Origin of the sequence: Paenibacillus sp. M2 (genome assembly GCF_046713495.1) — a bacterium.
GTDB lineage: Bacteria > Bacillota > Bacilli > Paenibacillales > Paenibacillaceae > Paenibacillus > Paenibacillus amylolyticus_B.
Window position 1 is genome coordinate 4,453,678 of record NZ_CP169648.1, and the last position, 24,597, is coordinate 4,478,274.

Consider the following 24,597-nt stretch of genomic DNA (forward strand, 5'->3'; position numbering starts at 1 on the left):
GGAGTGTTATCATGCTAAAACTAAAAAAAATGATGTATATCACAATTAGCTGCTTGTTGTTATATATCGCGTGGGCGAACACCTTATCCGCCAATGAAGCCAGAGACAGGACAGAAGTTCTGCAGGAGATCGATGAATATATGAATCGGAGCATGAAGGCCAATCACATTAAGGCTGCTTCACTGGCGATTGCCAATAACGATGAGGTCTTTTACGCAAAAGGCTACGGGACATTTGCAGATGGCCAGAAGGTTACGGGCAATACCCCTTTTCCCATTGCTTCACTCAGCAAGTCCTTTACTGCATTGGCCGTTCTGCAGCTGGTGGACAAGGGTCGGATCAACTTGGATGCTGCTTACGCTTCCTATTTTCCAGAGCTTTCTCCACAGGATCCCCGCGTTCTTGACATCACGGTCCGTCATTTACTGAATCAGACGAGTGGTCTCAATGACAAGATAAATCCCGATATGACAAAGACTCCGCAATTCCAATCACTGTCGGAAGCGAACCAATTATTAAACACGGTTCAACTTGCCCATATCCCCGGAACGGCCTACAGCTATCATAATCCTAATTACGTGCTGCTGGCGAACCTCGTGGAAAGTGTTAGCGGAGAGCGCTTTTCGGATTACCTGAAAAAACATATTTTTGAACCGCTAGGAATGAATCATACCTTCAGTGTCAGTACAACGCAGCAGTTCTATGAGAATAATACTATCCCGCTAGGACATTACCTGAGTTTGGGACGCTCTATAAGTCAATCCGAACCGCTTTGGTTCATTGAGGGCCCCGCCGGCATCGTTTCAACTGCAGAGGACATGTCCCTTTGGATGCTTTCCCAATATCACGGCCACCTCGTTTCCCCTGTGCTGATGAAACAATATCATTCCGCAGGAGATATCAGTCCATACGGCATGGGCTGGCTTGCAAACCAAGATGCTTCTAGCGGCCAAACGATCTCCCACAGCGGCATTTTCTGGACCTACAAGTCAGAAGAACTGGTTTATTTGAACGAGCAAATGGGCATTGCCGTAATGTTTAATTCTGGTATAAACGCTTATGTGAATTACTCGGCATTTATTGATGGAATAGCGGATATTATGAGGGGGCAGGAACCCCAAACCTCTTTTGTAAACGGTCGGAATATGGAAACGATTATGATTGCGCTGATCATCGCTACGCTTACATGGGGCATCTACGCCTATTTTCGCATACTTCGGAGCAACCAACGCCTAACGATTAGCAAATTGATTCTGATCACAGTCGGTAGACTGATCCCGGTTCTAATTCTCTTGTCTCTGTTCCCATTGGTTACATTTATCGGCGGAGGACGTGTGCTGCCATGGTTTGGTATCTGGACTACCCTATCAACTCCAATCATATGGCTTATGGTTTGGTCACTTGTGAATTTCGTGCATTTGGCTTGTTATATCTATGTCTATTTTGAGAATACAAAAAACGACCCTTTGGATTTACCTCAGTAATCTATTTTTAGGTTTATCTAATTAGTCGGCAGTTGATTGTATCTGTTGAAGTATTCGACCAAAAAAAATGAGAAGTTCTATATATAGCTGACTTATTAAGCTAATTTAGCTTCTGAAATTACAAAAAGCTTCTGCCTCACCGATGGGAACAAGGTCCCTTTGGCGAGGCAGAAGCTTTCTACTATACGATACTTTAACGATTAACCGAACAGTTTTGCCGCATGGCGTTGTTCGTAAGCAGCGATCTCATCATCATGTTGAAGAGTCAAACCGATATCGTCCAATCCTTGCAACAGGAATTGACGACGATGCTCATCCAGATCAAAATCGATATGCAGTCCGTATGCATCAGTAATCGTTTTGTTTTCCAGATTTACATTCATCTCATAGCCTTCATGTGTCGCTGTACGTTGGAACAAGTCTTCAACTTGCTCTTCTGATAGCTTGATTGGCAAGATTCCGTTCTTAAAGCAGTTATTATAGAAAATGTCTGCATAAGATGGAGCGATCACACAACGGAATCCATAGTCCAAAATCGCCCATGGCGCATGCTCACGGGATGATCCACAGCCAAAATTGGCACGTGAGATCAGGATGGATGCCCCTTCATAACGAGGTTTATTCATTTCGAAGGAAGCATTATTGTTGCCCTCTTCATCAAAACGCCATTCATAGAACAAAAATTGTCCAAATCCGGTACGTTCAATCCGTTTCAGGAACTGTTTCGGAATGATTGCGTCTGTATCTACATTGACCCGGTCTACCGGTGCAACGATGCCTTGTAATGTTTTAAATTCTTCCATATTAAACGTTCTCCCTTCTGTCTGTTATAGATTAGATCGCTGCTTCTGTTTTGAAATTCCAATCCCGTACGTCCACAAAGTGACCCTTAACCGCTGCTGCTGCTGCCATTGCCGGAGATACCAGATGCGTACGTCCTCCGCGTCCTTGGCGTCCTTCAAAGTTACGGTTGGACGTCGAAGCACAACGTTGACCTGGCTTCAATACATCCGGGTTCATCGCTAGACACATGCTGCATCCCGCATCACGCCATTCAAATCCGGCTTCCGTAAAGATTTTATCCAAACCTTCTTGTTCAGCCTGAATTTTAACACGTCCTGAGCCTGGTACAACAATTGCTGTAACCTGACTGGATACCGTGTGACCTTTAGCCACTTGTGCTGCTGCACGCAGATCTTCGATCCGACCATTGGTGCAAGAACCGATAAATACATAGTCAATTGGAATCTCGGCGATTGGTGTTCCCGGTTCAAGTCCCATATATTCAAGCGCTTTTTCAGCCGCTTTGCGTTCGTTTTCTGTAGGCAATTCAGCCGGAACAGGAACTTTCGAAGAAATGTCGGTTCCCATGCCAGGGCTTGTTCCCCAAGTTACTTGCGGAATCAATGTCTCCACATCGATTTCAACCACATGGTCGAACTCGGCACCTTCATCGGTTACAAGCTGTTTCCAACCTTCAACAGCTTCATCGAATTTGGCATCCGCTGGTACGTATTCACGTCCACGCAGATATTCAAATGTTGTTTCATCCGGAGCGATCAATCCTGCTCTTGCTCCACCTTCGATGGACATGTTGCAGACCGTCATACGCTCTTCCATGCTCAACTCACGGATGGACTCACCTGTGTACTCAATAACATAACCTGTTGCAAAGTCTGTACCGTATTTGGCAATGACTGCGAGGATCATATCCTTCGCGGTTACACCCGGGTTACGTTTGCCGACAAAACGAACTTCCATTGTTTTGGCTTTTGCTTGTTGCAAACATTGAGTTGCCATAACGTGCTCAACTTCACTTGTTCCGATTCCGAATGCCAGTGCGCCAAACGCACCGTGTGTGGACGTATGACTGTCACCACATACAATCGTTTTACCCGGGTGAGTCAGACCCAGTTCAGGTCCCATAACGTGTACAACGCCTTGATCAATCGTGTCCAGATCATACAATTTCACGCCGAAATCACGACAGTTTTGCGAAAGTGTATCAATTTGTTGTTTGGAGATAGGATCTGTGATGTTGAAACGGTCTTTCGTTGGAACGTTGTGGTCCATTGTTGCAAATGTCAGTTCCGGGCGACGAACTTTACGTCCGCTCAGACGAAGACCTTCAAATGCCTGTGGAGAAGTTACTTCGTGCACCAGATGCAGATCGATATACAGAATGCTTGGTTTGCCTTCTTCTTGATGAATTACGTGATTTTCCCAAATTTTCTCAAACATCGTTTTTTTACTCATCATTTTCACCTCATTATAAGTTCGGTCCTTGGAAGAGCCTCTGTTTTCTTTAAAAAGTGAAGCTCTTGAATGACATAAATATATCATCCTGTCCTTCATTGTTCCAAGATATAATATCTATAGATGTAATAGCTTTATCCTATAGGGTGGTTTGGGGCAAATATGTACAAATATTGGTCTATAGGGGTTTAATACCTTAGGAATTGCGGAGGTGTAAGGTGAAAACTTGTACTTTAATGTACAATTGGTCCCCAATCCGTCCCCAAATATGTTCCCTGTAGTAGGGACAGAACTGCATAAGAAAAAATCCCATATCTAATACAATGGGATTTTTTCTTATGCGATTGGTTGTGTCATCAAATCAATATTTAGTTAAATCATCAATTTGTCTTTGCTCTTCATCTATATATTTTTGTAGAACTTCCACGCCTCTGCTTTTCAGTTTATTTACTAACTCTTCCTCTCTTTCACGTGAAGTCCACCATAATTCCCCGTATTCATCAATGAAAGCTTTAAAAAGGAGTTTATCGTCTTGCGTTTCTTCTATCTCTAAGATTTCCGAAATGATTTTTTTATCTCCTATCATAGTGAAGAATTTATGATACAGTTCATTCATCCTTTTCGCACGATAATCATTGATCAAACCTGTTGTGTACGGTCTACTAGGCATGATTGAACGACTTATAAATAGTTTCTTCTTCATACCATTCTTCGCAATTTGGTTCTCTGGCTCATTTTCTAATATCAGTATCTTAATGTTATTTGTGAATTCTAACTGTTCACCTTGAATCGTGGACATATGAAAATCAATCTTATTCTTAATTAAGACGCTTTCAAGTTCTTTCAATTGAAAACCTAATACATCATATTTTTTTTCCTTCTCATAGTCCCTATTCTTTATGTTAATTTTGATTTCTGGAGGAGGTAATTTGAACTCCATAAAGCTCGATAAATTCTCGTTTGAATCTACGTGGAAACTTACAGTGAAGTTATAATACTTATCATCCTCGAAGAGCCCTAGATCGTCCTTAATCATATCATAAAACTTATCAGCGAGAGTTGGATCGAATATATCAGTTTCACGTAGCGTATATTCCATTACGCATAATCCTCCTAGTTTATTATGTTTTTTTGTTATTTAATTTTGTGCGAATCGTGAATGTTAGATTCTTATAACGACTCTGCTTTCAACTTCTCTATCCAATTTATAAAATCTATTTTAACTACCCGTCTAGTTGCTCCTATCGAGAAATTTGGGATTCCCCCACTAGAATTCTTTATTTGAAACAACTCATAAACCCTAGGACGTGAAATACTTAGATAATCCGCAATGTTCTGAGCACTCAGGATTTCTGGTAATTCATTGAGAATTGTCCCTTTACTCGATTTCTTTTCCTTCCTTTCATCTTCATTATTTTTATCAGTCTGCAATATCTTCTCTCTGAATCTTATATCTACTTTCTCGTCAATGTATCTATTTATCAATTCCATTAGCTCGCTTAAAAATTGATCTGTATCTTCCATGTATCCTACATCCTTTATTGTTCAGTTCAGTTATCATTTTAACCCTTTAGAAATAATTTATACTAAAAAAGGGCACTGCCAGCCCAATGCTAGCAGTACCCCTTTCACCGATGCTTTCGGTTTACAGTTGTGTAGTAACCTGTTTCGACAGTTTTGTAAATTGTTTGAAATAAATCTAGAAACATTTTCCTAGGTCTGATAGACTAACTTTATCTTAATACATAGGAGGAAAGACCCTGGAAAAGAAACCGATTTATAAGAAGTGGTGGTTTTGGCTTGGAATCATAGTCGTTATCGGATTAATTGGTAATATGGGCGATAAGGAAGCCAAACCTAATGCGACAGCATCCGAAGTAGCAGCGCAGCCTAAAGTAGAAACAGAATCTACAGAACAAACCGAGGCTGAAAAAAAGAAAGCTGAAACCGACAAAAAAGCTGCTGAGGATCAGAAAGCAAAAGATGAAGCTGCGGCTGCGGAATTAGCTAAAAAGGAAGCTGAAGCAAATAGTGTTCCTAGGGAACATAAAGCAGCCTTGAAATCGGCACAAACATATGCTGAGATTATGCACATGTCAAAGAAGGGAATTTATGAACAATTAACATCTGAGTACGGAGAGAAGTTCGATAAAGAAGCTGCTCAATATGCTATTGATAACATTCAGGTTGACTGGAAAGAGAACGCACTTAAATCAGCGCAAAATTATGCAGAAAGCATGAATATGTCAGATTCAGGTATCTACGATCAGTTGACCTCTGAATACGGCGAGAAATTCACGAAGGAAGAAGCACAATACGCAATTGATAATTTGAAATAACGGAGGTTCATTATGAAATTCGGATTCCGGAAGCCATCGCTTAAGAAGCGCCTGTCAGCCAGGACCAGTATCAAGCGTCAAATCATACATCGGTCCGGACTAAAAATGCCACGTGGTTATGGATGGCTCCGAAATCCGAAACGAGCTATCTATAATAAGGTCTACCGAAAAACAACGTTTGATATATTCAGCGTGATAAAAAAACTATTCAAATAACTGAGGTGCTACTTACATTGAAAAAAACAATTTTGAAAGAACACGAGGGGAAGTTACTAGTTCGCTGTGACTCTGATCTAGCCTCTGAGGTAAAGGCACATGCCCATGAGTTTTGGAACAGTAAAGAAGAATTTGAATTAAGTCAGGATGAAGAAACAGAAGGCGCGGATCAAGAAGGCGAACCTAAGTGTCAGGTTTTTGTTGGTATGTCGGACGAAGATGCTTTCCATATTTTTTCTTTATTCATAAAGGAAAAGCAATAATTTGTAACTTTAAGGCCCAACGAATAAATACACGTTGGGCCTTTTGTATTCCCAATCGCTTGGGATTATTTTTGAGCAATGTTGTTAAGAAGCCGGTTCAGGACTATCGCCATTTCCTCACGTGTAATTGGCGCTCCTGGTCTGCTGCCATCGAAGTATCCTTTGGATGTTAAATCATTCCATGCCGACTCAGCCCACTTGCTTGGAACGTTAATGTCTCGATTTTGTGTCACTGGCTTGTCCTCCTTCGTCTTTTTATTCAATCCCAAATAATTCGCAATTCCTTGAACGTGCCCATCAATAATTGCATTGATCACACTGGACTGCTTAAGACGATCCGCATCCGCCGCAACATCAACAAACAGATTTTCCGTCAATACGGCAGGCATCTTGGATTCACGGACCATGTGGAGGTTTTTGGTTTTCTGCCCCCGATCTATACCGCCGATCTTGCCCATGATTGCCTTGTGCAAAGCGTCCTGCAACTTGATGCTATCCTGGGAAGCAGAAGTATAACGGAAGGACTCAAACCCGCCCTTGCCGCCACCAGCGTTGCAATGGATGGATACCAGGATGTCAGCACCAGCAGAATTGGCTTTACTTGTCCGCTCCTTCAGTTCCAAGAATACGTCCGTGGATCTGGTCAACAGCACCTGTACATTCTCGTAATCAGCTTCCAGGCGTTCCTTGATGCCGAGTGACACCTTTAGAGCAATATCTTTTTCCAACACACTGTTTCCCGAACCGCCTGGGTCCTTACCTCCGTGACCCGCGTCGACCTCTACTTTAAACATCTGTACCAGCTCCCTTTTTCGTCTGCTTTACCAACTGATTCCCGTAAACCGCCACAGCGCCCACTAGAACGCCCTGTACCACGCTCTCCACACTCAGACCAAGCATCAGGATAGAAAATACAATAGCTACACCAGAAACGATATAAATGATAGTCCAATCCTGTACCTTCGGCGTTGACTTCAATACATACCCGATCACCCAGCAGGCTGCCAATACGATCAGCAGCCGGCCATCAATCAACCCTTGAATAATGTCCCATTCCACACTACATTCCCCCTAACTTAATTCCGGCCCATACAGCCGCTACAATCAGCCCTGTTATGCCAGTTAATGCCGCACCATACACGGTACGCTTTAGCCACTTTTGATCCTCGTCATGCTTATTTAAACGTGTCAGAGCATCGGCCGCATTGCGCTTGGCTTCATGGGCTACATCGGTTGTCTTCTTCAATTCTGCTTCAAGTTCAACGAGTCTCAAAGCCGTTTGCTGTGCTGTCTGCAAGGCTTCTTTGGAAATCTCTCTAACCTCTGCTACACCTGGAGCCAAAGCCGCCAAAGGTTTTAAGGCTTCTTCAATCCGGGCCAGTTGAACCTTCAAATCCACAATCGTATTTACATCCTGCACCTGCATGTCATTCACACCTCCTGGTATGGCTTCCATACGCCAATCCCCCGTCTCTATCTGAATATATGGAAAAGCCCCCTGACCACTCCAGAGGGCACAAAAATAGCGCTCCACATGGGAACGCCTGTTACTCAGTAATCAGAAACTCCAAACCGCTATCGGTCAGGATCTCTTTCACGTCAGGTTGCAGTGTCGTGGGTACCGCTTTGTACTCAGTTTTACCCAGGATTACACGTTGAGCAAAAAACATAGCCATCATAGTTGTGTCACCCCCTTTCCAGAAAAGCCATATAAGTAATCTCCAGATCACTGGTAGACCTGAGCTGCCATTTCGGCAATGACATCCTCAATGAAGTCAGCTCGTTCAGTCAAAGCGGCGTTCTGAGCTTTCAGCAAAATGTTTTCCTGCTTCAACTTCTCCAAATCAGACGGTTCTTCTGGCTGCGGTTTGGTCAGCTCATCAATTTCGACATCTGTAAAGTTTTCGTCCCACAAATGCACACACTCAGAAGCTTCGGGATTGTCCATAGTCAAGTAAGCATCTACGTCAAATCTAAAAGCTTTTTTATCCGTAACGAACTTTCTGAATCCATCTGGAAACGGCACACAAATTACGTAACCCTCGTCATTCTTGACGACAAAAGAATCACCTTCAGGCGCTGCAATAAAACGCAGGAATACCCCCTGTGCGTCTACCTGTACGGCTGTCATATGTTATATTACCTCCCTCTCGTTATAGACAATAACAAATTGCAGAGCACCATTTTGCGCAGGTTGACCAATCCCAAAACGGATATCCCCATTTGCAAACAGCTCAAGCACTCCACTAGCATGGATAGTGCTGTCACTGTTCCGACTGTAATAGTTTCCTATAACTACCTTTTTCGGCAACAACGCTACCCCGCCGATGTTCCCCAGGATTCCTGAGTTAATCCCGTTTTTAACGGTGCCCGAGATAATGGTCAATCCGTCTGCATATCTCATTACGCCTACACGATAAGTTGACGTGTCATATGGCACCCAATTGTTTAGCAAAGGTAAGTCTACCCAAGTATTATTGAACGGTTGGGTTAATAATCGCTCCCACGATGACCAATCCGTCCCCTTCTTTCTCCGGATTGTATAAGGAAGTCTTTCCACATTCCAAGTCTGCGCTATCTGGAAATCTCGCCCTGTGATCGCTCCCCCGACATTTAGCATAGTGGCCCAGTCTCCATCTGGAGAATTAGTAGAGTCAGCTCTTAAAAAATGAAATCCAGGATCAACATTATTTGCATCGGAAGCATATCCGTTTTCTTTCGATACAGTCTTTGCGAGAATTTCAGTAAAGTCATCCATATTGAGCATACGCTTGAGTGTCGGCGTAAAGGCTGCCCCTGCTGTCGTAGCAATCGCGCCCATATCAAACATCCAAGCCCCTTGTAGTCCTGCTCCCAGCCGAAACACAATACCCCGAGCGCCCATCGTTGCATGGGTACTGCGGTAACGGTATACCACACCAGTAGCATCCAGATAACAGTTATGACCATACAGCACATAACCGCCTGTGCTGGCGCTGATCTCGCCCCAACTGCTGATACGAAGTGGTCCAGTCAAAGCACCGCCTGTACGCGGCAAACTTGCATCTATTGCAGTCTGCTTGGCTGTGTCCGCCTTTGCCTGTGCGCCTACCTTTGTCTCTCCATCCTGACGGACAAACTTAGCATCCACGCCGCTCATTAGGCCACTGGCTCCGTCTGTCACGGCATCAGGAATCACGTCAGACCCACCAGTAACGTGGGATGATGCATGGGCACCAGGAGTGGCGGTTCCTGTGGATGTCACAATTACCCGTTTAGTGGCCGGATCAGTTGTAACAGTGATCCCGGTACCGCCTGTCAATTGCAGAGTATCGGACTTGCTGGAAGCTTCCACATCATTCACCTTGCTGAATACATTTTGATTAACCTCTGCACCTTCAGCAATACCATCCAACTTGGCATGGTCATCAGCAGTAACGTGAATATCCGTATCCGCTGCATGGCTTTCCAGATTGGTTTGTACGGCGTCCGTCTCTGCCTTCCGGGCAATGTCATCTGCCGCTACCGGAGCCGTCACCTTGGCGCGGCCTGCTGCGTCCCGTTGCATGAGAGTGTCAGGTGTTACCGCACTGGTGCTGGCATCAGATTTGAGCTTGTCAGCCGCACTCATGAACCCCGCTGCATTCCCTTTTGCTGTGGGATGCTCATCGGCTCCACGTTGTTTATGGGATGTCAGGGCAGCGGCAGCCGCATCTATGGCAGCCTGTTTGGCGGCATCGGCTTTTGTCTGTGCATCCTGCGGTGTACCTTTGGTATCCATCTCAGCCTGAACACGGTCAAAACCAATGTTGATGTTATTAAAATCCTCACTGATCTTTCTCGATCCGATTAGGTTCGTGTACCTGTTGGCCATCCGTAACAACTCCTTTCAGTAATGTATCAACGTCCGCTTGAATCGTCCGAAGGAATGCCACCTGAGAATCCAGCGTGGGTAACGTCTCCAACATGGCCCGAATCACCAATGGACACTCACGGAAAATGTCAGTCACGTCCACGGACAGTTCTAATACTTTTTTCACTTTCAAAAATTACACCTCCAAAGGAAAAACCTCCCTTTTTGTCGAATGATTAGGACGGTACGCCTAACAACTTAGAAGGGAGGTTTAAAATAAATGTTTCCATCAAAAGAGTTCCAAGAACGTATAGATCGCTTAGCTTTGTTTTATATCGAAAAGAAACATGACGTTTCTACTCTGACGGAAGCTCAGTTTTTAGAGCTATTTAACAAAACCTGTAACAAACTTATCGATGCCGTTAACGGTAAACATCAGGATTAAACCCATTTTGAAGGGCTTCCTGTAAAGCTTTCTCGTCAAGTGGCTTCCATGTACGCAAGGTTTCCCTTGGACTAATTACTTCCGGTTCACCTTTTAGCCGTTCCTCGTGAGCGGCTAATTCCTCACGAATCACCTTCCTAATCAGCTCCGTGAAAGGCAACTCTGATCCCTCCACAAACTCAATCTTGAGAGGAACGATAACCTCTCCTGCAAGTACCTTTGTTCCTTCTGTTGATCTCATGTAAATCCCTCATTTCATTTATTTTGGATTAAAGTTTTAATTGTTGATGATTCATATTTTTGAGAACCTCAAGCATGGTTGCTTTCATCTGATCATTGACCCGGATCGTGATAACCTCAGCTTTGGTCCGTTCGTCATGGGCAATCAATTCCTCGCGGATCATCTCACGCAATCGCTGTTCTTCCATGCCGTTTACTCCTTTTTGGGCAACAAAAAAGAGCCCATGCATATGGACTCTCGTTTGGAATATTTTATTTAGCAGCAGCAAGAGCTGCGTCAATTAACGCAAGTTCTTTTTGACCGTCAGTAACCATAGTGTCATACTCAGCAAGCCTTTTTTCTGCCAATGCTATTGCGTTTTTGTCTCCAGTGTTTTTCAATTCCTCAAGAGTTGCAGCCACTTTTGCACGTTCTGAAACTGCTGTATCAAGAACTTTTTCTTGAATGGTTTTTCTTGACTCTTCAAGACTTGATTTTGATTGCCCCATGTATTTGTTATTAGCATCAACTACTGTCGATACTTCTGAGTTAGATGTTTCCGTATTAGAAGTTATTGTTATCGTTTTTCCACTCACTGTTACGTCAGCTCCTAGAGCGTCAGACAAGGCACGCGCCGGAACATTTGCCCGAGAGTCAATAACTGCTCCCTTGTCCGACAATTTTTCCCCATCCACAATGACTGTGTATTCTCCAGTCACCTTTTTTCCCACCATGCTCTTAACTGTATCCGCAAATGCCCCTGCTGATGTCGAAAAAACCACGCCGATAATGATACCACCAGCAATATACGCAACTTTATGTGCAAACTTTTTCATGACTCTACCTCCGTATTGGTGCTATTTTCCTATTATGATACATTACGGAGTTGAAGTTGTGAAGGTTCCCCCCCAATTTGCAGCATTAGCAAGCCCGTGGTTGTGAGTTGGCAAAGTAACGGAGTGTGTATGATTATTAGAAGCTTTTCCTGCAAGTGCTGTCCAGATGGATTGAATTTCTGCTTGTAAGCCTGTAATATCCGCCATTCCAATCCCGTATACAAATCCAGGTCTGAATGTAGCCGTTCCTCCAAAAGTAACAGCGCCCTGTAAGCGAATTGGATTCCCGTTACTGTTGGAACCAAGCCATAGATTATTGCTGAATACTGTGAGTTGCCCGCTAGATTCATAAGAGTTGATTTCCCCCACAGACGACCCGTTGGTATCTCTCCATACTACTGCAGCAACCGTAGAATCAGTTGAAGTGGCAATCTGTACACGATTGCGCCCATTGGAATCATAAGACCGGAAACCAGACGAATCAATCTCAATGCGCCTGCCACTGTTCGCTGTTTTCAGTACCGATCCGATGATGGTCGAACCGTTGATGGTACCCCCGTTTATCGTGGCTGCTTGAAGTGTACCTGAGAATGTCCCGTCCGCCCCGACCAGCGTTCCGGTAAAGGTCCCACCTGCTGCTTGCAGATTACCCGTAAATGTCCCACTGGCTGCTTGAAGCCTTCCCGTGAACGTTCCGTCAACACCTTGAAGTGTTCCGGTAAAGACCCCATCCGTAGCTTCTAGCGTCCCGTTAAACTTATAACGCCTGCTTGGGATATCAAAATAGATTGCATCTTGACCATCAGCCTGGAACGACATCTTATCACTGTTCAGAATCACCTTACTGGCATGGTCCTCACGTTCTATGGTCAGGCCATCAGTCCTGGTAATAGTTGCCCCGTAATAGGACTTACCTTCCTTCACAGCTTCCTTGTTCAGCTTATTGACAGCGGTTGTTAACGTACCATCCACCACAAATTCACTCTGTTGCTCTGACACAGAAGGTGCTTCCAGCGTCATCCGTAGACCACCAGCAAAGTTGAACACTTGATGGAGAATGACCGTCTTGTATCGCATGATGCCGTCCCACGGAATGTGTGTATCCTGCCATGTCGATACCGTCTCGTCCCAAGTTGTGCCTTCCTGTTGTTCAAACCCGATGACGTCACCCTGTTCTAGCTGCGGGAAGCCCCTCGCGTCCATTGTGAGTGGCAGATAGGAGAACCCATTCAACGATGCTAGAAGGCCGTTTGTGACCGCCTGTGTAGCAAAGGGATTTTCCACAAACAGCGTATGGTTATCATCACCCGCCCCGGCTTCGTACTGCAATTCATCTTCCGTGTTGTAGGTGACCACAACCCTGGTGTATGTCTTCACTGGATTGGTTTGCTTCACCTGTACGTAATCAGCCGTGGTCATATCAAACACCGGAGTATCAGCAGCCGTGAACCGTTTGAATTTCACGGTACCCGCCTTGTCGATGTAGATACTGGCGCTATTTGCAGAAGCGATATAGGACAGCACCTGACGCATACTGTACCCCGCTGGCCCTGCCTGTATCTGATACGCTGGATTGATCGCCACACTGCTGTCATACGTCCATCCCAGCCGGTTGCAAATCTCATTGAACACAGCACGTTGCGTAGTCGGATACGTCAAGGATGATATGTAAGCGACATCCGCAAAAACCAGCTTGTCATAACAGGTAAATGTCCAGACATCATTCACTTTCTCCCTGCCATCAACGAAGAACTCTCCCAGCGGTAGCCAGTCTGTCCCGTCACCTGTCCAAGACACGTGCATATCCTGCCATGGGTACTGCGCTTGTAGCCAAGTCATACCCGCCATAGATAAGGAAAGGTACGGCACGATTCGCGCATTTGCCGGGATGACTTCATTCGTTCGCAACCTGATCGTAAGTTTGCTTGGAATGGCCGTCCCGATCTCAAAGCCATCGTTCAGGCTCAAGCTATTTTCAATACTAAAGTCCACAATTTTGCTGCTATCATATTCCTCTGACTGTACCAGGGCTTTAACGATAAATTCCCTGTCCGGTCGTCTTAAATAATCCGTGTAGAGCGGCGATATAGGAAACATCTGATCACCTCTCTGTCAACGTCAATTTGAGTCCATTCCAGTACATAACGCCGCCACTCATCACACTGAACGGTGCAGGCCGATTACCGACATACATCCGTTTGGTTTCATGCTTCCCTGTCATGGGATCTGGATAAGTGCAGTCAAAAAACACATTGGACATGGATTGAAGGATGGAGGACATTTCTGCCCAGGTCAGCATCCCCCAAGTCATGTCTATCTGCCGTTTGACCGCTATCCTGTCCCGGTTCAAGGTTCCGTTTGCAGTACGCACGGATGAATTAGCATCATCCAAGTCAAGTACCGTCACCTGGTACGTGGAGGGATAAGCGGCAATCTCTTGACCATTAATTTTGATTTCCAATCTGCATCCCTCCTATGTCGTTAATGGTGAACGGCCTTGACGCCTTGTGATGTCATTTATAGCGGCTACGGTAGCCCGCCCCAGCTCCGTACCGCTGAGCTGTATGACAGTCTGTTTGTCATTGTTCCGCAGGGCATCCAAGATCAGCAAAAGCACTTCCACCATAGGCTGATTATTTCCGCTGATCATGTCTTGAAGCTTGGACAACGGGGATACGACTTCGGGGTCAACGGAAGCGCCACGGTTATCCCCGACCATGGCAAGCGTTGGACCATAGGCCAAACCGCCTTTCGCCAGCTTTGGTATTTTCGGAAGCTTCGGAAGGCCAACACTGCCGCCTCCTACTTTATTTCCGAAAATCTCGAATTCTGGAATGCTTACGCTCAAGCTGTTAAATCCTTCAATGACTTTGTTGATACCGTCAATGATCATATTCAGCGGTGCTTTGACCAAGCTGTACAAGGAATCAAATATGCCGCCAAAGATGTCCTTAACTCCGGTCCATGCCTTCTTCCAGTCACCCGTAAATACGCCTGCAACAAAATCAATGACGCCGCCAAGTGTTTTCAGCAGCCCTTTGATGATCCCGCCTACACTCTCGATGACCGTTGTGACAATGTTCAATACGATATTGAACCCCTTGGTAAAGCTCGGAGCCAGCTTGTCTATAATGTAGCTGATTAATGGCACAATGAACTTGTTATAGATATCCAGCGCTGCCGCTACCAGCTTCATGACAACCTCGCCCACTTGCTTAATGATCCCCTTCAACGTACCGTCCCAGATTTCATTCAGCTTCTTCAAGAAAGGCTCTATGATCGGTTTCAGTACATCGTCCCATAGCTTTTGGAACAGCTTTCGCGTGTTCTCCATCATCTCAGATATCTTGTCAAGGATATCCTTCCCATACTTATTCCATAGGTCCTTAACGATCTGGAGCGTGTCCAAGACAATTTTCTTGATCAAATCAAACACGGGTTTCAACACAGTGTTGTAAATGTCATTGATCATTTTGACAGCAAATTCAAACGTGTTAGCTGCTTCTTTGAAAGCCCAAACCAACGTGTCTGTAAACACGGGTACCAGTGTATCAACGATCTTCGCGGCAATCGGGATAATGAAGTCATTCAAGGCATAATCCACAAACGGCTTTAACGTACCATTCAGCAAGTCAGAAAATGATTTCCCGATCTGCGGAATGATGTCCAAGAACAAATCCCTGAACTTCTCCATCGCCGGATTCAGCGTGCTGTCCCATAGATCGTTGATATGGTTGACTGCATTCGTGAACGTTTTGGTGAATGTGTCAATTGCCCAGACCAGTGTATCTGTGAAAATGGGTACCAGCGTCTCAGCAAGCACCGTAGATACCGGGATAGCAAAGTCATTCATCATGAAATCCGTGAACGGGTTCAATGTGCCATCCAGTAGGCTTTGCAGGGCTGCCGCGATTAACGGCATATTGGTAACAAAGGCGTTCTTCACCTTCTCCAGACTCGGTAACCAAACGTTTTCCCACAGCTTAATGGCTTGATCCGTAGAATTCCGGAATGTCCGGTCAAGGAAATCAAATGTCCATACGATCTGCTTCGCAATGACAGGAGCAAACGATTTAACAAAGCCTGTGACGATGGCCGGAATGAAGTCACCCAAAATGTACTTCGCCACCGGAACAAGTACCTTGTCTTTCAGGTCCAAAAACGTCTTGCCCATATTGGATACCGATTGACGAATAGGCACCATCATATCAATGAACGGTTGCAGTGCCGGCCGCATTTCGCCCCAGCCCGAAGAGACATACGCCCAGGCTTGAGAGAACCGCGATTTGATGTCTTCCAAGAACGCTGCCACTTGCTGCTTGATCGGATCGATCTCAATCGAAGGTGTGCCCAAGTCCAGGTCGCCAAACCCAGCCATTGCACCCAGACCGCCTATTCCAGCGCCTGCGCCCTTAGCCTTTGATCCAGCATCATCCAGAGCGGACGATGCGGATTGTGCCAGTGTATTGAGCTGATCGAATCCGGCCAAACTGCCCTTCATGTCTTTTCCGGCCTTCTTGGCCTTCTTACCTGCCTTCTCAGCCGCTTTCCCTGTATCCTCCACGGCAGGAGCTGCGGCCGCTGCTGCATCACCCATGCCGCCCATCGCATCCGTAGCCACCGTCATTCCGGCACCACCAGCGTTCACGGCGTCACCAAAGACCAGTTCCGTAAATGCCTTGAAATAGGCTGCTGCAACTTGCAGCTTGGCTATGATCCAGTTGAGCCCTTTCAGGATTGGCGTCAGAATGTTAATGAACCCCGCACCCATTGTGCCCTTGAAGATGTTCCACTGTTCCGACATCATGCGGACTTGGTTTGCCCAGCTCTGACCGTTACGGGCAAAGTCACCCTGAGCATCGGCCGTTACTTGTAACAAATAGCCATACCGAAGCATGGCCTGTTCAGATTGGGTCATGGACAACCAGGACTTTGTGATGCCCTGTGACATGGCGTAGGCTTCCATATTGACCACGGACATGTTTACGCCCAATTGCTTCAGCGGCTCAGTCTCACCGACCATACCGGAGAACACTTTGTAATACGCTTCGTCATTCGTGATGTTATAAAAAGAAGCCATGTCAGCAGACAATTCCGTCAACTTGACAGACATCTGTTTCATGGCTTCTCCTGTAATACCTGAAGACTTGAGCATGGCACCCATAGTGGATGCATATCTTTTACCGGACAACTCGGACAGACCGAACGATTCGATCAGGTTCGATGACCAGTTGTTAATTTGATTGGTCATTGATCCGAACGTGACGTTAACCACGTTCTGGACCTCGGCCAAGTCGGATGCCAGGTTAATGGCTTCCTTACCAAACTCTTTTAAGCTATTGACAGCAAAGGCTGCGGCAACGATCCCGCCCAGTTTCTTGAAGGCCCCGCCCACCAGGTTGGTAGCGGTACTGGAGATACCGTTGAGCTGCTGTTGAAAGGCTCCGTAGTTCAAGCCCAAGTCTAAATCTACGTGGCCTGCACTTGACATCTACTCACCCCCAAAGGCCCGAGCCATTGCGGCTTCCAGATTCTTCATCTGCTGATCCAACTCAACAGGGTCGTCCAACTGTTTGACTGCCTGCCGTTTTCGCCACTCGTTATAGATACGGCGCTGATCTGTGTTGAATCCCTTAATGGTCTTGGGGTCTTGCTCTGCACGGATCGATACAATGCTTCCCAGCGGTGTATCTGGCATAAGGCCCCCGACCAATGTACAAAACTCTTCCCACGGCATATCTCCTTGCTGCCGAATACGGATGCCGTACTGCTTGGCAAAACTGGATTCAATCAGTTCCCAATCTTCGTACAGGTCATACCAGCCGTCAGGACTGGACTTCCCGCTGAAATCGCGCATTCGCTTCCTCATAGGTAATGTTCATCATTGCCGCAAGAACCGCCGATGCCAAAACCATGATATTTCCCATGCTCATGCCCTCGACATCCATTTCCTTATATGCCTTTTTGCCAAATGCGCCTTCCAAGGCTTTCAAAATACCAGTCAAGCCGCCTGTTGCCGCTTCTTCAAACGCCATCATGGCTGAAATACCGTTGTTGACCGGATACAGCTTTTCACCGATCTGAATGGACGGCAGTTCTGTAGAAAACTTGTCTGTGATATTAATAACTTTTGACATGGATAAATCCCCCTTGGTTTATGATTATGGTGTGGTTGGTGCAGGTTCAAATTCTGGCTTACCGTCAGATAGTAGCTCGAACTCCAGACCGTCAATGTTCGTCGAATCACCACCTGCTGGTGTGGTCAAGTTAATGACACAATCCATGGTCAGCTTCGCGCCGGATGGCATGGTCCATTCGAAGATGGTTTCGACCTGTTGACCTGTACCAAGCATCAGACCCGCAACGTAGTCATTACCTGGATCGCCATAGTTCCGCTTCCCGCTGAAACTAAAGGACAACGACTTGCCTGTTACCGCCCGTCTTGTCCAGCCCCCTTGGTCCATCGAACTCCACTCTTCCGTATTACCATCAATGGCTGGCGCGAAATTCTCCAGATCCTTGATCGTTTTCATGTCTGAATCTGTGGAAACGCGGCCCTTAATACCTACTTTGAAAATATTGTTATGAACCGGAAATACGCCTGTTGTCGGCATTCCATTCCCCTACCTCTCGTAATAAATCGTTGTCTCAATCACATACTCGTAAATCCCTGCATCATCCGTGCCCACATCAATAGGCCACGGTGTCCGCATCTCAAAGGCAATGACACGGTGCCCTGCTATCTCGCCATCAGAACGACCAAATAGCGCAGCATAGACCTCATGGGCCTTACGCTCCGCTGTATCTGCGTTTTTACTCCAATGAACCAGGATGGATATGGACTTGCTGGCATAGCTGGTGTTATCCAACCCTCCGATGGCAATGTAAGGTTGTCCAGTGTTCAGGTTGTAAATCCCAATGGACTGTTCCTTTTTCCCATCAATCTTGCTAATGTACCAATTTGGGGAATCGATCTGCGTTTTCATCCAGTCGCGGATTTCGGAAAGCATCATTTGATGAATCCACCCCCAAACTTCTTGACCAGCTTTTCAAACGTCTTACGTATCCAGCCCTTCTGTTCCTGTTGCCAAGCTTCCAGCCACAACCCTTGGGCGTTAGCGTTCTTATCCCTACGGAAGTTGTATTCTGGGTGCCAGTAAAGGCGGCGTGCATATGGCGTGTCATACACAATCTTGACCTTGCCCTTTTTGAGCCCTGTAGTATCTACCCATGCACTGCGTTCCAGCTCACCTGTTTGCTTTGGCACGACCTGAGCATTGGCAATCTCGGTCAGAATACTCTCTGCTTTCCCGTTGGCGACTTGCTCCAGTGCTTTCAATGGTGCATTTGCGATGTCACGCATTGCCCTGGGATCCATCGTCACTTTCACTTTAACCATCAGCTCAGCTCCAATTCCGTAGAAAAGACGCTGCCGTCTGGATGCTGCGGCCGTGAAGCGCTGAATATAATCCGATCAGTACCGCCAACCCGGACAAAACCCTCAATCAGTTCTCCAGGCAATATATCGCCACGAAGAATCACCTTGCCGGACAACGTAACCAAACGGCGCTCCTTATCCAACTTCTGGCGCATCTTCTCGTCATAGCAAACGAGCCCGTCAAAGATTAATTCCTCGACAGGCTCCCCATCTTCTGACAGTTTGGTACGAAACACCTGAACAGGTGTCTTCAATATCCAATGTGGAAACGGAAACTTACCCCGCATCAACATAGCCCCCTATTCATCAACCCTGTGGCTCTCAGCAGGTTTGTAACACCTTCGGTAGTCTTAACTCCACCAGCACCTTCAACGGCCTTAAATGATACGCTGACGCTGCCCGCGGAGTATCCAGAGAGTGGGAAGTCCAAGTAATCCCCATATTGGAACTGGAAATCAGCTTGTTGGCATACTGCCTTAACCACGTTCCCACGCTGAAAGGCTGTCAGGCCGTCCAGGCTACGTTGCACGATGCGATTATAAGTCAGGCTGTCTATTTGGTCGGATGCCCGACTAAGAGCCTTATTCAAGTCCTCAGCCGGAATCATGCCGTCTCCATACAGTTCATACTCATCAGCTGTGGCATAAGCCATAGGATCACTTCCCTGCAGCTTCGATCTCGGCTTCAAGTGTTTCAGCGTCTTTCTCTGCTGCACCCTCGATCCCGATATCCGTTGCTTTCTTACGCAGAGCCTTCAACCGTTTCTCTGCCTCTCTCTTCTCAAGCTCAGCAGCCTTTGCAATCTCATCTGTCTGCGGATCCGTATCCGGTTCCGATCGATCCACCGTGTATCCCTTCCCCTCAAACCACTGCAGCAAATGCTCGTTGTCCGTCTCACCTACGCCATTTGCAAAGGGGATACCTGCGGACAGCCCTGTGTATTCCTTATTTGGTGCAATTACTTTAGCCATGAAATATCCCTCCTAGGAAACTTTAATATTACGCATAACGCCAGCCGCTTTGGTCGCTTTTAACGCCACAGCTGCCACCATCTCGACTTCACCTGTCTTAACTGCACCTGACGTGCTGTAATCAGGCAGCCACGTTTGTACAGGTGCTACGCCTGCCATGGAAACGCCGTGGAAGCCATCCAAACCTAAACGCGGGATGTAGATGCTGGTTTCACCATTGGCATCCGTACCAACCACGTCCTCGTTAGATCCAGACTTCGCCCCAAGATCGATTAATGGAATCTCATTGTACTTCTCAACTTGACGGCCAAATTCATCGCGGGTTGTCGTATATGATCCGGATCGACGGGCTACAGCTCTAATCCGAGCAATCATTTTGAGATTGCCCATAATTGCGGAAGGCGGTCCATCTAAGCCCATCAGGAATTCGTCCAGTTGATCCAAAAACACCTTGTAGTTGGCATCAACAGCAGCAGAGGTGGACAGATCAATAGGCGTAGACGGTAGATACTCAGTGCTGGAGCCTGCCAGTGCTTTGTCTAGACCATCAAACGCCAATGCCTCTACTGCAGAATCACCGTTAATCACGGTATCATTAAACAGTGCCTGAGCAGCTTTGACCTTCTGCGCCATTTGCAACGTAACCTCGCTTACGATACCACCCATGTTAGCGATAACTCGGTCAATCTGGAACGTACCACCGAACACCTTCAGGTCAACGGTGTGCCGTTGTTTGGATACCTCATGTGGAGTGTACTCTTTATTAATTTCACGGAACTGCGCGGTAGGCTGTGTGATCAAACGTGTATAACCGTATGTCAGTGTAGCGCCGCCACCTGTTGGGGAAACTGCATCGTCAAAGGTGAGGTTTTCCAGCAGGAAGTTATTCTTCCGGAATTCGTCAATCACCCCAAGTGTAATTGCATCCTGTACGTTTTTCTTTGCTTCTGCCAATGTTACTGCCATTCAAATCAGCTCCTGTTCTATTTTGTAAAGTGTGCGGCAATAGCATCTCCCAGGGAGAGCTGTCCGCCTGCAGGTGGTTCGGTTTTGCCGGCTCCTACTTTAATGCCTGGTTGCTGCTGTTGTTGCTGGCCCTGCCCTTCTTCAGGCTTGAACAAATAAGCATCGGATGTCTTCAAGCCTGTCAGCTGCTCATCCAAACCAACAATCTTGCCATCGTCTCCAAGAACCAGCTTCGTCTTATCGATCAGCCCTGTTACAACTTTCTCGTTATGAACCTTACCGGTTAATGCAGCCGTAATGGCGTTGCTGATCTTGACTTCCTTCAGATCGGATTCATATTGTGTCTTGGCTGTCTGATTCTCGGTTTTCAGCGTCTCGATCTGTTGTTTCAGATCCTCAGACAGTCCTGCAGTTTTGCCCAGGTCATCAATCTGCTTGTCGCGATCTGCAACGTCCTTCTCTAGTTTCTTCCTAGTCTCGGATAACTCGTTGTACTGCGATTTAGGTACAAAGTGCTTCGGTAATTCCTTATTTACGTCCCCAATAAATGCATCAATCTTCGCATCTTCCCAACCTGCTTGTTTCAACAGTTCTCTAAGCCAATCCATTTGTCGTCAGCCTCCATAGATTTGTATAGCTGCTCTCCAGCTAAGGGAGCGGACCGTGATGCTCCGGTCAACGAGCAATAGGCCCCAGCAGTCTCAGCTAGGGCCTTCAAACTCTTACCTTCTCCCGTTTGGGATCTCTGCGTAAGTAATCATGTTCCTTCAGGTGAATCCGCAATTGGGCTTGCCATTGTCTAACCTTGGCCTTATAATTCGCCTGGTTTCCTTCATCCACACTGCCCGCTTCCAGGCGCTTGTACTTGCGTATCTGGCGTTCCATGTATCGCTGTTTCTGTTCTGCCTGGTAGTTGGCCAAAGCTTTCTCATCATCAGCAGGCTTAGGCAGTGAGCTGGTCCCCACAATGAACGTAGTCATGTTATGACGACAGTTCGGATGGAACAATCCAGCAGCAATGGCGGTACTCAGAAGCGGATACTTGCCATCAGCTACGGTCCCGCCTGAATAAACGTCATCAATGAACACCTTGCCCTGATATGGCAGGCACAGCTTCGAACAGTTGCCGTGTGATGATATCACCACAGTTCGGATGCCGAGCTGATCCCGTTTGGCACCCTCTCCAGCAAACACCGCACGCTGTGAAGCTGTACGCAAGGCCATTTCCGCATAACTGGCCACATTCACCCTTCGACCATTGGCATATGTGATGGAGTCGAAGCCTTTTTCAAGAAAATCCTTAGTGGCTCGGTCGATAGCCTGATTCAGCGAAGCAGCCCCGCTGTTCAGGTATACCTGGGACTTGTAAATGGTCTGTCTATACACATCATCCGCTTGTCTCAGCATGGCATGACGGGCTAATTGCAGATTGTTCTCTGCTGCATCTGCGAGAGCATTAACCCGCATCTCATTGATCCTGAAGAAGCTACGATCTGAACCATCCTCAGGCTCAACATCCGGCTTTTTGCCCGTGATCTTGTTCCACAAGCCCTTCACCGTGTTAACAACACGATCGGCCCCACGCCGCCAGGAGCCTTTGACCTCTTCCTCGGCCGCCTTCTTCACTTCTGGTTCATACTTCTTGGATATCTGGCGTGTCTCCTTACGGTAACGTTGAATATCCTCCAGCTTACGTTGCTGCCACTGCTCCCACTCCTTGCCCTCTCGTTCCTCGTCATCCTTGTGACGCTGAAGGTTACGCTGCATGGACTTGATCAGATCCATTTCCATGTCGCTGAAGATCTGGCGAATGTCATATTTCTTCTTCATGTCTCATCATCTTCGTTGTCATCGTCTTCAGGATCAGGCGGGTCGTCCCGTTTCAGAGACGGTTCATCAAAGGTGATGTTTTGCTCATCCTTCAGGCGTTTAACCTCAGCTGCCTTTTCCTCATCAGTCCAGGTGTCGCCATACATTTCTTCCACCGCACGTTCAACGCTCATCACACCAAACGTCCGGGCCTTGCCCACCGTCTCAACAACAGCGTCGAAGGAAGGGCTGGCATACTCCCCAAACTTGACGGATGCTTCATAATCCCCTGGAGTCCGTTGCTGGTTGTTGTCATGCACCTTCAGAACGATAGACACCAATTCCGGAATGACTTCGTTCAGGCGTTCAATGATCTTGCCACGGGTGTACAGTGTGGCCTTCTCCTTTTCGCGCTGAGCCTCTGCATTGTCCAGCTTCTTCAGATCGATGCCAAGCGTTGACGGCGATACAATCCCCTGCAAGCACATGTCCAATGCAGACGCATAAGACGATACAAACGCCTCATAAAGAATAGCCGGTTGCACAAGGGATATTTGATCCTTGGTATCCTCGGCCATTGTCCTACCAGCCGCGATAAAGTCCATATCAAATGGATTCGGCTTGATGGGCATTCCGTTGTTCGGATCCCGAGGAAGCAGGTCTTCCGGAATGTACTTCTGCACTCGTCCGGATCGAATGGCATCCCACCACTGACTGATAACCTCGTCTAAAGCGTCAAAGCTATCTGCTTTACTCTCATAGATGGACTTGCCGCGATCTGGCCACTTCGATGATTTGAACACAGAAAGCGGTACTCCCCAAATGAAGTCACCCGTAAATGTCGTTTCATCCAAGCCAGCCAATTCCGGCACCATAGCCAGGGGAACCTCTTTCCCATCCGCACTCAGCAGCTTATAAGTGATCTTCCCTTTGCCAAATGTCTCTTCGAGCTGGTAATCCTTATCGTTATGGCGGTACTCCGTGTAATAGATGATCTCCTGGAGCCTGCCACGTTCTCGTCTATATCGAACCTTATCGCCTGCGTAGAACTCAATAATCGGGTACGGGGTAATGTCGGTATCCAGCGTTACCTTGAACGCCCCATCCCCCTCGACCAGTGCTTCAATCAGGCTACTACCCAGCAGCTCATCAAAGTTGTTATCCTTGGCGATTTCCTCCCACAGCTTCGTCTGTTCCTGTGTCTCCAGCTCGATCTGGTCCATATCCGAAACCACGATATCAGACAGGCGCTCCACGATCATAGCCGGTAACCCTGAGTGGATCTTCCGGATATGTCGGTTCTCACTCGGTACCGCTGCCCAGAATCGGGAACGGCTCACGTTATCTGTGACCGACTGCTTGTAGAACTGTTCCAGCTCGGACGGATCTCCGCGATACCAGAGCCGGTTACGCAGGACACTGGTCCGATAGCTGAATGGCTCACGGATGATGAATGACTTGTTCTCCGGTGCTGGTTGAATCCTCAATATCTTCATGACCATATTCTTGATCCACCCCATTT

Annotated in this window: 34 protein-coding genes; 5 read left to right on the forward strand and 29 right to left on the reverse strand. The window is 46.9% G+C overall.

The features are described from left to right. The first annotated feature begins 11 nt into the window (after positions 1-11). A complete protein-coding gene (locus ACETMN_RS20035; protein WP_091017956.1) occupies positions 12-1,484 on the forward strand; it encodes a serine hydrolase domain-containing protein in 1,473 nt (490 codons plus the stop codon). 200 nt (positions 1,485-1,684) lie between these two features. On the opposite strand, the gene leuD is transcribed toward ACETMN_RS20035, so the two are convergent. The 4 genes from leuD to ACETMN_RS20055 all read right to left on the reverse strand — a co-directional run bounded on the left by leuD (position 1,685) and on the right by ACETMN_RS20055 (position 5,264). After that, on the reverse strand, positions 1,685-2,287 hold the full coding sequence (gene leuD, locus ACETMN_RS20040; RefSeq protein ID WP_036607574.1) for a 3-isopropylmalate dehydratase small subunit: 603 nt from the start codon (positions 2,285-2,287) through the stop codon (positions 1,685-1,687). A 31-nt stretch (positions 2,288-2,318) separates the two neighbouring features. After that, positions 2,319-3,740, reverse strand: a complete 1,422-nt coding sequence (gene leuC, locus ACETMN_RS20045; protein WP_036607575.1) for a 3-isopropylmalate dehydratase large subunit — start codon at positions 3,738-3,740, stop codon at positions 2,319-2,321. 361 nt (positions 3,741-4,101) lie between these two features. Next, positions 4,102-4,839: a hypothetical protein gene (locus ACETMN_RS20050; RefSeq protein WP_411734992.1), complete on the reverse strand. Its 738-nt coding sequence runs from the start codon at positions 4,837-4,839 to the stop codon at positions 4,102-4,104. Positions 4,840-4,910: 71 nt separating this feature from the next. Beyond that, positions 4,911-5,264 (reverse strand): helix-turn-helix domain-containing protein, encoded by a 354-nt coding sequence (locus ACETMN_RS20055; protein ID WP_411734993.1) that lies wholly within the window; start codon positions 5,262-5,264, stop codon positions 4,911-4,913. 311 nt (positions 5,265-5,575) lie between these two features. Here ACETMN_RS20055 and ACETMN_RS20060 point away from each other — a divergent pair, with 311 nt between their 5' ends. The 3 genes from ACETMN_RS20060 to ACETMN_RS20070 are packed head-to-tail and all read left to right on the forward strand — an operon-like array spanning position 5,576 to position 6,558. Beyond that, on the forward strand, positions 5,576-6,079 hold the full coding sequence (locus ACETMN_RS20060; protein WP_411734994.1) for an Ltp family lipoprotein: 504 nt from the start codon (positions 5,576-5,578) through the stop codon (positions 6,077-6,079). Positions 6,080-6,091: 12 nt separating this feature from the next. Continuing rightward, on the forward strand, positions 6,092-6,295 hold the full coding sequence (locus tag ACETMN_RS20065; RefSeq protein ID WP_411734995.1) for a hypothetical protein: 204 nt from the start codon (positions 6,092-6,094) through the stop codon (positions 6,293-6,295). Between the two features lie 17 nt (positions 6,296-6,312). Further along, entirely contained in the window at positions 6,313-6,558 is a 246-nt protein-coding gene (locus tag ACETMN_RS20070; RefSeq protein ID WP_411734996.1) for a hypothetical protein, read from the forward strand. 65 nt (positions 6,559-6,623) lie between these two features. Here the strand turns inward: ACETMN_RS20070 and ACETMN_RS20075 are convergent, their stop codons facing one another. The 7 genes from ACETMN_RS20075 to ACETMN_RS20105 form a co-directional block, all read right to left on the reverse strand. Beyond that, on the reverse strand, positions 6,624-7,352 hold the full coding sequence (locus ACETMN_RS20075) for an N-acetylmuramoyl-L-alanine amidase (protein ID WP_411734997.1): 729 nt from the start codon (positions 7,350-7,352) through the stop codon (positions 6,624-6,626). Further along, positions 7,345-7,617: a phage holin family protein gene (locus tag ACETMN_RS20080; protein ID WP_411734998.1), complete on the reverse strand. Its 273-nt coding sequence runs from the start codon at positions 7,615-7,617 to the stop codon at positions 7,345-7,347. The genes ACETMN_RS20075 and ACETMN_RS20080 overlap by 8 nt, the downstream gene beginning before the upstream one ends. A 1-nt stretch (position 7,618) precedes the next feature. Continuing rightward, a complete protein-coding gene (locus ACETMN_RS20085; RefSeq protein ID WP_411734999.1) occupies positions 7,619-8,014 on the reverse strand; it encodes a hypothetical protein in 396 nt (131 codons plus the stop codon). Positions 8,015-8,105: 91 nt separating this feature from the next. After that, positions 8,106-8,237, reverse strand: coding sequence for a hypothetical protein (locus tag ACETMN_RS20090; RefSeq protein WP_336759451.1), 132 nt, complete (start codon positions 8,235-8,237; stop codon positions 8,106-8,108). A 47-nt stretch (positions 8,238-8,284) separates the two neighbouring features. After that, on the reverse strand, positions 8,285-8,689 hold the full coding sequence (locus tag ACETMN_RS20095; RefSeq protein ID WP_411735000.1) for a hypothetical protein: 405 nt from the start codon (positions 8,687-8,689) through the stop codon (positions 8,285-8,287). 3 nt (positions 8,690-8,692) lie between these two features. Beyond that, the gene (locus ACETMN_RS20100; RefSeq protein WP_411735001.1) at positions 8,693-10,411 is read right to left on the reverse strand and encodes a pyocin knob domain-containing protein; all 1,719 of its coding nucleotides are present in this window, start codon (positions 10,409-10,411) and stop codon (positions 8,693-8,695) included. Next, positions 10,365-10,583, reverse strand: a complete 219-nt coding sequence (locus tag ACETMN_RS20105) for a hypothetical protein (protein ID WP_411735002.1) — start codon at positions 10,581-10,583, stop codon at positions 10,365-10,367. Before ACETMN_RS20105 ends, ACETMN_RS20100 begins: the two co-directional genes overlap by 47 nt. An 87-nt stretch (positions 10,584-10,670) precedes the next feature. Between ACETMN_RS20105 and ACETMN_RS20110 the strand changes: the two genes are divergently transcribed. Further along, complete coding sequence (locus ACETMN_RS20110; RefSeq protein ID WP_411735003.1) at positions 10,671-10,835, forward strand: hypothetical protein; 165 nt, start codon at positions 10,671-10,673, stop codon at positions 10,833-10,835. Here ACETMN_RS20110 and ACETMN_RS20115 read toward each other — a convergent pair. The 18 genes from ACETMN_RS20115 to ACETMN_RS20200 form a co-directional block, all read right to left on the reverse strand. After that, entirely contained in the window at positions 10,813-11,076 is a 264-nt protein-coding gene (locus ACETMN_RS20115; protein ID WP_411735004.1) for a hypothetical protein, read from the reverse strand. The genes ACETMN_RS20110 and ACETMN_RS20115 overlap by 23 nt on opposite strands. Before the next feature lie 28 nt (positions 11,077-11,104). Then, positions 11,105-11,263: a hypothetical protein gene (locus ACETMN_RS20120; protein WP_411735005.1), complete on the reverse strand. Its 159-nt coding sequence runs from the start codon at positions 11,261-11,263 to the stop codon at positions 11,105-11,107. A 64-nt stretch (positions 11,264-11,327) separates the two neighbouring features. Beyond that, entirely contained in the window at positions 11,328-11,891 is a 564-nt protein-coding gene (locus tag ACETMN_RS20125; RefSeq protein ID WP_411735006.1) for a stalk domain-containing protein, read from the reverse strand. A gap of 42 nt (positions 11,892-11,933) precedes the next feature. Then, on the reverse strand, positions 11,934-13,988 hold the full coding sequence (locus ACETMN_RS20130) for a hypothetical protein (protein WP_411735007.1): 2,055 nt from the start codon (positions 13,986-13,988) through the stop codon (positions 11,934-11,936). 4 nt (positions 13,989-13,992) lie between these two features. Beyond that, positions 13,993-14,352, reverse strand: a complete 360-nt coding sequence (locus ACETMN_RS20135) for a DUF6711 family protein (protein ID WP_285074761.1) — start codon at positions 14,350-14,352, stop codon at positions 13,993-13,995. A gap of 12 nt (positions 14,353-14,364) precedes the next feature. Next, positions 14,365-17,382 carry a hypothetical protein gene (locus ACETMN_RS20140; RefSeq protein WP_411735008.1) on the reverse strand — a complete coding sequence of 1,006 codons (3,018 nt, stop codon included), beginning with the start codon at positions 17,380-17,382 and terminating at the stop codon, positions 14,365-14,367. Continuing rightward, positions 17,383-17,748, reverse strand: coding sequence for a Gp15 family bacteriophage protein (locus ACETMN_RS20145; protein WP_411735009.1), 366 nt, complete (start codon positions 17,746-17,748; stop codon positions 17,383-17,385). Further along, positions 17,717-18,028, reverse strand: a complete 312-nt coding sequence (locus ACETMN_RS20150; protein WP_105597973.1) for a hypothetical protein — start codon at positions 18,026-18,028, stop codon at positions 17,717-17,719. The genes ACETMN_RS20145 and ACETMN_RS20150 overlap by 32 nt, the downstream gene beginning before the upstream one ends. A 24-nt stretch (positions 18,029-18,052) precedes the next feature. Beyond that, positions 18,053-18,505, reverse strand: coding sequence for a phage tail tube protein (locus tag ACETMN_RS20155; RefSeq protein ID WP_105597972.1), 453 nt, complete (start codon positions 18,503-18,505; stop codon positions 18,053-18,055). A gap of 9 nt (positions 18,506-18,514) precedes the next feature. After that, on the reverse strand, positions 18,515-18,904 hold the full coding sequence (locus ACETMN_RS20160; protein WP_340388492.1) for a minor capsid protein: 390 nt from the start codon (positions 18,902-18,904) through the stop codon (positions 18,515-18,517). Next, on the reverse strand, positions 18,901-19,290 hold the full coding sequence (locus tag ACETMN_RS20165) for a hypothetical protein (RefSeq protein ID WP_340388490.1): 390 nt from the start codon (positions 19,288-19,290) through the stop codon (positions 18,901-18,903). The genes ACETMN_RS20160 and ACETMN_RS20165 overlap by 4 nt, the downstream gene beginning before the upstream one ends. Further along, the gene (locus ACETMN_RS20170; protein WP_411735010.1) at positions 19,290-19,616 is read right to left on the reverse strand and encodes a hypothetical protein; all 327 of its coding nucleotides are present in this window, start codon (positions 19,614-19,616) and stop codon (positions 19,290-19,292) included. The genes ACETMN_RS20165 and ACETMN_RS20170 overlap by 1 nt, the downstream gene beginning before the upstream one ends. Next, entirely contained in the window at positions 19,616-20,017 is a 402-nt protein-coding gene (locus ACETMN_RS20175) for a hypothetical protein (RefSeq protein WP_411735011.1), read from the reverse strand. The genes ACETMN_RS20170 and ACETMN_RS20175 overlap by 1 nt, the downstream gene beginning before the upstream one ends. Then, positions 19,986-20,300, reverse strand: a complete 315-nt coding sequence (locus tag ACETMN_RS20180) for a hypothetical protein (RefSeq protein ID WP_411735012.1) — start codon at positions 20,298-20,300, stop codon at positions 19,986-19,988. The genes ACETMN_RS20175 and ACETMN_RS20180 overlap by 32 nt, the downstream gene beginning before the upstream one ends. Positions 20,301-20,312: 12 nt before the next feature. Next, the gene (locus ACETMN_RS20185) at positions 20,313-21,266 is read right to left on the reverse strand and encodes a major capsid protein (protein WP_124113862.1); all 954 of its coding nucleotides are present in this window, start codon (positions 21,264-21,266) and stop codon (positions 20,313-20,315) included. Between the two features lie 17 nt (positions 21,267-21,283). Beyond that, entirely contained in the window at positions 21,284-21,874 is a 591-nt protein-coding gene (locus ACETMN_RS20190; RefSeq protein ID WP_411735013.1) for a phage scaffolding protein, read from the reverse strand. Between the two features lie 106 nt (positions 21,875-21,980). Beyond that, complete coding sequence (locus ACETMN_RS20195; protein WP_411735014.1) at positions 21,981-23,096, reverse strand: phage minor capsid protein; 1,116 nt, start codon at positions 23,094-23,096, stop codon at positions 21,981-21,983. After that, positions 23,093-24,595, reverse strand: a complete 1,503-nt coding sequence (locus tag ACETMN_RS20200) for a capsid protein (RefSeq protein WP_411735015.1) — start codon at positions 24,593-24,595, stop codon at positions 23,093-23,095. The genes ACETMN_RS20195 and ACETMN_RS20200 overlap by 4 nt, the downstream gene beginning before the upstream one ends. Between the last annotated feature and the right edge of the window lie 2 nt (positions 24,596-24,597).